General features: G+C 38.8%; 8 protein-coding genes. All 8 read left to right on the forward strand.

What is annotated here, in order from left to right:
* Positions 1 to 3: 3 nt before the first annotated feature.
* Entirely contained in the window at positions 4 to 462 is a 459-nt protein-coding gene (gene tssJ / locus PHI47_RS02005; protein ID WP_299933178.1) for a type VI secretion system lipoprotein TssJ, read from the forward strand.
* Complete coding sequence (gene tssK, locus PHI47_RS02010; RefSeq protein WP_299933180.1) at positions 452 to 1,786, forward strand: type VI secretion system baseplate subunit TssK; 1,335 nt, start codon at positions 452 to 454, stop codon at positions 1,784 to 1,786. Before tssJ ends, tssK begins: the two co-directional genes overlap by 11 nt.
* A gap of 15 nt (positions 1,787 to 1,801) precedes the next feature.
* Positions 1,802 to 2,662, forward strand: a complete 861-nt coding sequence (gene icmH / locus PHI47_RS02015) for a type IVB secretion system protein IcmH/DotU (protein ID WP_299933183.1) — start codon at positions 1,802 to 1,804, stop codon at positions 2,660 to 2,662.
* Positions 2,649 to 6,086, forward strand: coding sequence for a type VI secretion system membrane subunit TssM (tssM, locus tag PHI47_RS02020; protein WP_299933186.1), 3,438 nt, complete (start codon positions 2,649 to 2,651; stop codon positions 6,084 to 6,086). The genes icmH and tssM overlap by 14 nt, the downstream gene beginning before the upstream one ends.
* 1 nt (position 6,087) lies before the next feature.
* Complete coding sequence (locus PHI47_RS02025; RefSeq protein ID WP_299933188.1) at positions 6,088 to 6,759, forward strand: PP2C family serine/threonine-protein phosphatase; 672 nt, start codon at positions 6,088 to 6,090, stop codon at positions 6,757 to 6,759.
* A gap of 9 nt (positions 6,760 to 6,768) precedes the next feature.
* Entirely contained in the window at positions 6,769 to 7,653 is an 885-nt protein-coding gene (locus PHI47_RS02030; protein ID WP_299933190.1) for a serine/threonine-protein kinase, read from the forward strand.
* Positions 7,654 to 7,733: 80 nt separating this feature from the next.
* Complete coding sequence (locus tag PHI47_RS02035; RefSeq protein WP_299933192.1) at positions 7,734 to 8,258, forward strand: Hcp family type VI secretion system effector; 525 nt, start codon at positions 7,734 to 7,736, stop codon at positions 8,256 to 8,258.
* 131 nt (positions 8,259 to 8,389) lie between these two features.
* On the forward strand, positions 8,390 to 8,624 hold a 235-nt coding region (locus PHI47_RS02040), incomplete at its 3' end, for a hypothetical protein (protein WP_299933194.1).

Here is an 8,624-nt window from a genome sequence, read left to right on the forward strand (position 1 = left end):
ACGATGAAAACATTTTTGCAAATAGTATTGTTCATCTCCATTGCTCTTATGATTAGCAACTGTGCAGATAAACCGAGCCATTTAGAACTGGTTGTTAAATCCGGAAAAAATCTAAATCCGAATAAAAACAATGTCGCTGCACCTCTGGTACTTTATTTCTATGAATTGAAAGATGTAGAGCAATTTTCAAAAGTTGATTTTTGGGGATTGAGCGATGAAGCGAAAAAACGGTTGGAAAATTCGTTGATTTCCCAATCAAAACAGGTGATTATTCCGAATGAGGAACAAAATTACAAAATTCTTTTTGATGAGAATACTAAATATTTCGGAGTTGTAGGAAGTTTTAGAAATATCGACGGGACTACCTCATGGCGCTATGTAAAACCTATTGAAAAAGGGTACAACAAAGCGGAACTTTTGATCGACAACTCTTCAATCAAGGAAATGAACAATGATAAATAACGTAGTATGGAGAGAAGGCCTTTTTATCCGTCCTCAGCATTTTCAACAAAATGATCGTCATTATGATTATGAATTACGGACGCGAACCATTGAATCAGGTTCAAATCGATGGGGTTTGTTTGATCTGGATATTGACACCCAGTTTTTAAATTCCGGAAAGCTTGTGTTAAATCGGGCGTATGGCATTATGCCCGATGGTACGTTATTCGATATAAGTATAAAAGCACATGAGCTAATTCTGGATATCGGGTCAAAAGACTCAGGGAAAACGATTTACCTCTCATTGCCTTTATGTATGCAGTATGCGGATGATCTCTCTTTTGAGGAAGATGAGGTAAAAGCAACGCGTATGGTTGCTCGCCGAGAGCGTGAAGTCCCTAATACCAATGTCGGAGAGAGCTCTACTGCTGAATTACTTTTGGCTCAACCTAATTTTCGTCTTTTACGTGATGAAGAGCTTAATGAGGGGTATGGGGTAATAGCCATTACCCGCATCGGTTCAGTCTCAGCAAGCGGTGCGGTATCTTTGGATGAAAATTTCATCCCTACCTATTTGCATCTAAATCGATGCCATTATTTATTGGCACAGCTTAAAGAACTGATGAGTGTATTAAATTTCCGTATGGTCAAACTGGCAGAAAAGTTGAGTGATGTGACGATTCAGGTAGCCGAATTGGGTGATTACCTTTTGCTTCAACTCTTAAATCGGTTTCACAGCCGTTTTTATTTTTACCTTTCACAAGAAAAAATTCATCCGGATATCCTTTTTTTAGAACTTCACTCTTTAGCAGCAGAGTTGGCAGTTTTTATGAAAAAAGAGAGACGCCTGGAAAAAGAGTATTTATACGATCATAAAAAACAAAAAGAAAGTTTCATTATCTTGTTAAACGAGCTTAAAACTATGCTCAGTATGGTGCTGGAACAAAACAGCTTTAAATTGATTATTGAACAGCGTAAATACGGCATTTATGTAGCCAAACTGGAAGATAAAACACTCATAGATACAGGTTCTTTTGTGTTGGCTGTGACTGCAGATATGGCAACGGAAAAATTAAAAAAATTGCTTCTTGATAATCTTAAAATGGGAACGATCGAGACCATTCGAGATTTGGTCAACTATCATCTGGCCGGCTTCAAAATCAAACCGCTTCCTGCGGCTCCGCGTCAGATCCCGTATCGGGTGAATCATATCTATTTTAAAATTGAACTCTCGAGTGAAGATAAGCGCACATTACAAAGTTCGGGCGGAATGGCATTCTATTTAGCTGGTGAAGTTGAAGGTATTGAGTATGATTTATGGGCAATACGAAGCAATAAAGACTAAGAGGGTATGACTATAATGAGTGATAATAAAACCGTATTACTGCCTTCATCCGAAGCACAGGAAACATTGACAGGTTTTTCATCGAGTAATCGAGATATTAGCGGTATTGCAAAGGTAAAACCCACAATAGCGCAGCAGCAGTATAAAGCATTTTTCCAAGAACATGAGCCGAGTATGATTGAGGGGATGAACCCTTTTATCTCTTTGGCAAAGCCTATTTTTGTCCATATCGATAAGTTATTACATACTTATGATCTAGGGGATGTCGGGAATGTTCATGCGCTGCTCATCGAAGAGATTGATGCATTCACCCAAAATGCCGCAAAACAAAATGTTGAGAATTCACAAGTATTGGTTGCACGCTATTTGTTATGTACATTTTTGGATGAGTTGATTTGTACTACTCATTGGGGAAAAAACAACGATTGGGCAAGAGACAGTTTGTTGGGACATTTTTATCGTGAAACCTACGGCGGAGAGAAATTTTTCCAACTGTTGACCAAATTACTTGCATCACCTGCCAATAATATTCATCTTCTTGAATTTATGTATGTCTGTATATCACTGGGATTTGAAGGAAAATATCGTATTCAAACACGCGGTAAAATGGAATTGGATGCGATACGGGATAATTTGTACAAACAAATCAAAACCGTTCAGGGACGACAAGCACAAACGTTTTATGCGGAATCAAGAGTGTCATCACAAAAACACCATTATGTCTATAAGGCTCCCTATTTAGTATTGATTATAGGTGTTATAGCGATCGTGACTATTGTTTATGTAAGCCTGAGCCTCTCATTAAACGCACAAGAGAAGGTATTGTTCCCTTACATGGAACACGGCTTTACAAAGGATTTCAATGTTAAAAATTAATAAAAGAGAGCTGTTTCAAAGCACACTGTTTTGGAACATCATGATTGCTCTTATTTTAGCAATAGTTATTATTGCATTCGGCGATAATATGTTTGATTCTTTAGGATCCTTGAGTGTACGATTATTGATCGGATTTTCAATCTTTTTTGGTACATTAATGGCCATTTTAGTGTTTAAGCTCTATGCGAAAGAAGATACGCAAGCCAAGTTAAAAGCGACAAAAGCACAGCGCGCTAAAGAGAACACGAATACGGATTTGGTTACCGCAAAAGTAAAAGAGTTAAAATCCCGTTTTATCGAAGCGACCAAGATCATCAAAAATTCCAGTGTTTACAAAGGGCAACGTGATGCAAAATACGAGCTCCCTTGGTATTTGATAATCGGTCAGGAGAAAGAAGGAAAAACAACGCTTCTTGAATCCTCAGGACTTGATTTTCCGCTCAATATTAACTACCAAAACCAGCCAGATTCTTCCATCGCAGCTGAGCCGTCATTTCAATGGTACTTTGCCGAACATGCTATTTTTGTTGATATCCCAGGGAAATTTATTAAACAAGAAGAGGGTTCTATCGATGCGGGTATATGGCATGGTTTCTTAGAACTGTTTAAAAAGAAACGTTGGAAACGTCCTATTAACGGGGTGGTATTAACGATCAGTGTCGAGACGTTGATGGAAAAAACCGACACAGAATTGGAACTTTATGCAAAAGGTCTGCGTGATCGTTTTGATGAGTTATCTGCTGCATTTACCTCAACGATTCCTATTTATTTGTTGGTAACTAAAACCGATAAAATTCCCGGATTTGCCGAATATTTCAGCACCCTTGCCGAGAATGAAAAAGATGAAGTTTTAGGGATGACGTTTGATGATTCTAAAAACATTGACAGCAAAAGTGCCCAAAGTGAGTTTGATGCCTTAATTAGACGCTTGGATGCTTCGATATTGGATCGAATGCACCATGAATGGGATAACAGTGCACGGTCAAAAATTTTACTTTTCGGCGACGAATTCACCCTGTTATTTGATAAGCTCAAAACATTTATCGATATAGGATTCGCACAAACACGCTACCGTGCTCCGCTTATGCTTCGGGGTATCTATTTTACCAGTGTTCCGAGTCATAGCGGATTAATGAATAACACGGCAACACCTTCCAAAGAACATCTTCTTGGAAATTCAATGGCCGGTAAAGGTCTCTTTATCCGTAAAGTGTTACAGGAGATTATTTTTGCTGAAGCGTATGTGATCAAAATGGATACGGGATATCGGATAAAAGAAAAAATTCGAGAACGGATTGGTATTGCTGTGGCTGCACTGATTGTTGTTATGGTGTCATTTCTGTGGCTTTGGGATTACAGCACGCATATTGATACGATTAAAGAGCTCAATAAAGAGCTCAAAGAGTATAAATATGCACAAGTGCAGAGTATCAATCGTAATGATTTCGAACATGATCTAAATTTGCTTAATAAAGTATATGCGATTAAATTATTGGATGATGCAAAAGGTTCGCACCGTTTTTGGAGATTGTCTTTCTACACCGTGGAAGAACGTCAAGAAAAACTTAATGCTCTCTATTACCGCTTGCTTGAAAAATTATTGCTCCCGCAGGTGGCTAAAACACTTGATTCTCAAACGCTGAGAAATCTAAATAATTATGATGATACGTGGGAAAATACTAAAGCGTATCTGATGCTCAACAATCAAGAAAAACGGGACAACCGATTTATGTTGCAATGGATGAGTAAAACATGGGCAGATCAGTATCCGGGAAATCCTACGCTTCAAAAAAATCTCGAAGGTCACTGGCAACGTCTTTTAGCACATAGCTTTAAACCGTATAATCTAAATCAAAATACAGTACAAGCTGCCAGAACTAAATTAGCGGGCTATGGTCAAGAAGCATTGCTGTACAAACAGCTAAAAGACAAAGTTCAAGAGATGAATCTCAAAGATTTCCAATTTTCTACCGTTATGGGAGCCAATACGTCACTTTTTAGAGGCAATGATTATATTATCCCCGGCTTTTATACGAAAAACGGGTATGACAAAGTCTTTACGCTCGATGCTAAAACGCTCCTAAAAGAGATCATACGCTCAAACTGGGTACTGGGATATTCAACCGAACTTAAAGACAGTGAGTTGGAAATTGTATATGCCAAAATTCAAAACTACTATTTTGCCGATTATAAAAAGATTTGGACAGAGGGCTTAAATACGTTATATCTCAGTTCAGATTTAACGCCAGAGCAGATTAACGTATTGGCATCACAAGATTCACCGATTATAGCCGTCCTAAAAGCGCTCAAGCGTAACACGGATATTTATTCGATAACCGAATTAATTGAGAAAAAAGCCTCTGCAAAAATCTCGGCTGCATCAGGAAAAGATATTGCCGGAAATGTACAGGGGGTTTTATCTGATAGCACTCCCAAAATGCTCAGAGATTACTTTAAACCTTATAACCAGTTGTTGAGCGATGAAGGCGTTGCAGGATCAACGTTACAAGCGGAAATGACCCGATTTGATAACGCATCCGCTCAGAATTCAGCTCCCGCCGGATCGGGATCACCCTCGGAAGCTTTTGGCGCACTTGTCGCTCGGGCAAAACAAGGGGGAACGACGGTTGAAGTAAGTCCTCTACCTTCTCCGGTTAGCCGTTGGTTACCTCGATCAGCCGGAAACGGTACCGGAAAAATGATTTCTCAGGGAAAACAACATATCAGTGAACAATATTCATCGCAGGTATACCCTTTTTATCGTGACAGATTGGTCAATAAATACCCTTTCAATCCTAATGCTGCTACCGATGTAGCACTGAGTGATTTTGAGGAGTTTTTCAGAGCAGGAGGGATATTGGATCAATTCCAAAGTGAGTATATTGCTCCGTTTGTAACGACAAATCCATCCGGACGAGGATATCAATTAAAACGGATTGACGGTGCTACCGTTTCAATTTCACCTGAATTGATGGAATCGCTTTATCAAGCGCGTGAAATTCGCAAACGTTTGTTTAACAGCAGAGGTGATACATTGAACAGTGCACTTTTTATCCGTCCGAACTTATTGGGTAAAAATCTTGAAAGCATGTCGCTTCAATACGATGAAAACAACATTGTCTATGAGCACGGACCGATTAAATCTCGTAAAATTGTTTGGCCTTCTGAGAGTGGTAATGCCGATAGCAAATTCCAGTTGATCGATTTGGATAACAACACCGTAGTTTCACTCGCTGCGCAGGGACAATGGGCTCTCTTTAAACTTTTCGGGCGAATGCGATCTATACCAAGCGGTTTGGATGAGGTTATTGTTGAATACAGCAATAAAGAGAACAAAGGATCATTTATTCTAAGTGGAACGTCAGCTAAAGCGTTTGATTCCGATAGTCCGATTAAAAAATTCAAGTTAAACGGGCATATCTAGCTTGGGCACAAGTTATTCTGTAACCCATCCGGGACACATTCGAACCAATAATGAAGATTCCTATTATGTTAGCGATAAACGAGGATTGTGGATTGTATGTGATGGAATGGGTGGGCATCAAGAGGGAAATTTTGCTAGTCATCTTGTGACGGATATTTTTGAAAAAATGCATATGAGTGGCAGTTTTGATGAAAAAGTGGAAGCCATCATATCTCAAATATACAATATTCATCTAATACTTAAAAAGAAAGCACAGATGACAGGGGTCAATGCCGTCGTAGGGACAACGATTGTTTTATTGTATATTGAAGGCGAAAAGGGGGTTTCTATCCATGCCGGAGACAGTCGTTGTTATCTTTTACGCGAGGATCACCTTTCTTTGGTTACTTTGGATCATGCCAGAGAAATTCAAACTCCAAAGGGTATGCGTAAAGTTTTGACAAATGCACTATCGGCTCCGGGAGAACTCTCATTAGAAGTCAAAAGATTTCGGGTTCAGAAACGGGATATTTATTTATTATGTTCTGATGGACTTTACGACAATGTCACCCCTGAATTGATCCAAGAGACTTTGAATTGTCTTTCCTTACAAACGGGACTGGATATCCTGACATCCTATGTCCTCTCACAAGAGGCAGATGATAATCTAACGGCTGTAATTATTGAAATCTAGGGGAGAGAGATGTCCAGACAACAAATAGATATCGTCGATTTAATCCCTGTAAATACCAATACAGACAATATTATAAAGATGGATGAGGAAAGGCGTTTAAATAATAGATACGCAGTGGGTGAACGGCTTGGTATCGGCGGTTTATCTGTTGTGTATGAAGCCAGGGATGACTATTCGGAATACTATGGTGATGATCGACGTCTTGCCGTAAAGCTCCCATTGGAACATTTATCCGCTAAAAGCGATATTGATGCATTTATGTATGCGGAGTATGCTCATCTTTCTCGTTTGTCCCATCCCAATATTATCAAGGTAATTGATTTTGGTATTGATGCGGAATTTAATATTCCCTATATTGTATTGGAACAATTGAACGGGCGCTTGCTGAATGAAATTCCATTAACGCAATTCAGTATTTCTATGAAATGGAACCTTTTGTACACACTGTTCAAAACCATTGAATATCTTCATACTCAACATATCGTTCATGCCGATATTAATCCCAATAATATTATGTATTTGGATGATGAATCAATAAAGCTTTTTGATTTTGGAATATCGATAAATCTAAGTAAAAAGCAGCTTTTTGAACTTGATTACAATACTATCAAGGCTTACAATCCTCGCTATGCAGCACCTGAAGTTATTCAGGGAGATGTGCCAACTTTCCATAGTGATTTATTCTCTATGGCAGTTGTCTGTTTTGAACTATACAGTGGACAACTTCCTTATATCGAACGATCTACAGAATTATTTGAACGTCCGATTACCCTTCGTGATCTTAAATTGTTGCCGTTTGGTTTACGTCGTTGGTTTAAATACGCATTATCTGCTGATCCTATGAAACGTAACAAATTATATCCGTTATTTTTAGATATTAAAAAATATATTTAATAAATATATGATTACTTTAGTTAGAATTAATTTTATAGTGGTATAATTTTTCGTTACTTTATATTAAATTAGGAGCGCAAATGAACAATCCAGTGTTTATCTCTATTAAGGGAACTACACAAGGTCTGATAACAGAGGGAGCTTTTACCGCTGAGTCTATCGGTAATACGTATCAAGAGGGTCATGAAAACGAGACGTTAGTAAAAGCGTTAACGCATAACATTAAAGTTCCTCGTGATCCAAGCTCTGGTCAACCATCAGGTCAACGATCACATCAACCGCTTGTGGTTACAAAACTTTTTGATAAAAGTTCACCGTTGATTTATAACGCTTTGACTAAAGGTGAGACATTGACTAATGTTGATCTCAAGTTTTATCGTACAAGTTATGCGGGTAAACCGGAACACTATTTCACCATCGCTCTTGAAGATGCTGTGATTGTTAACATTGAAACCACAATGAATCCGGAAGTTGGAATGGCTGTTTCAGATGTAGCGCCACTCGAAAATGTAGCATTTGCATACCGCAAAATTACATGGAGACATGAGACTGCAAGTACATCAGGTGAAGATGACTGGCGCATCGGCGTCGGCAAAAGCGCTTAATTTTTTGTGGAGCTTCGGCTCTACACATTGAAAAATCACACCAAAATTTAGTATAAAGTTTAATAATCCATGGGAAATGTTAACTTTTATAATAAAGTTTTTAGAGGAAAAAAGTCGATGGATTGCATCAAATGATCACTGCCAGCACTCTCCTTAGCCCCCTGAAGGGGGCATCACCATTAATCAACCGCCGAGTGAATTGCCGCTTACGACTTCCCGAGTACAAACCTTCCACTTCTATTATCGTTCCTGAAAGCTACAGCGTCTACCGCCTTGAGGGAAAGAGTGAAATATCCCGAAGCTATGAATACACCATCGTCTTTGTAAGCGATGAAGCGATTAGTATAGAGTCGATCGCGGATACCC

It is taken from the genome of Sulfuricurvum sp. (assembly GCF_028713855.1).
Lineage (GTDB): Bacteria > Campylobacterota > Campylobacteria > Campylobacterales > Sulfurimonadaceae > Sulfuricurvum.

Bases quoted from the DNA above. Each gene is read 5' to 3' on its own strand.
- tssJ (WP_299933178.1), top strand. From the start codon at position 4: ATGAAAACATTTTTGCAAATAGTATTGTTCATCTCCATTGCTCTTATG.
- tssK (WP_299933180.1), top strand. From the start codon at position 452: ATGATAAATAACGTAGTATGGAGAGAAGGCCTTTTTATCCGTCCTCAG.
- icmH (WP_299933183.1), top strand. From the start codon at position 1,802: ATGAGTGATAATAAAACCGTATTACTGCCTTCATCCGAAGCACAGGAA.
- tssM (WP_299933186.1), top strand. From the start codon at position 2,649: ATGTTAAAAATTAATAAAAGAGAGCTGTTTCAAAGCACACTGTTTTGG.
- PHI47_RS02030 (WP_299933190.1), top strand. From the start codon at position 6,769: ATGTCCAGACAACAAATAGATATCGTCGATTTAATCCCTGTAAATACC.
- PHI47_RS02035 (WP_299933192.1), top strand. From the start codon at position 7,734: ATGAACAATCCAGTGTTTATCTCTATTAAGGGAACTACACAAGGTCTG.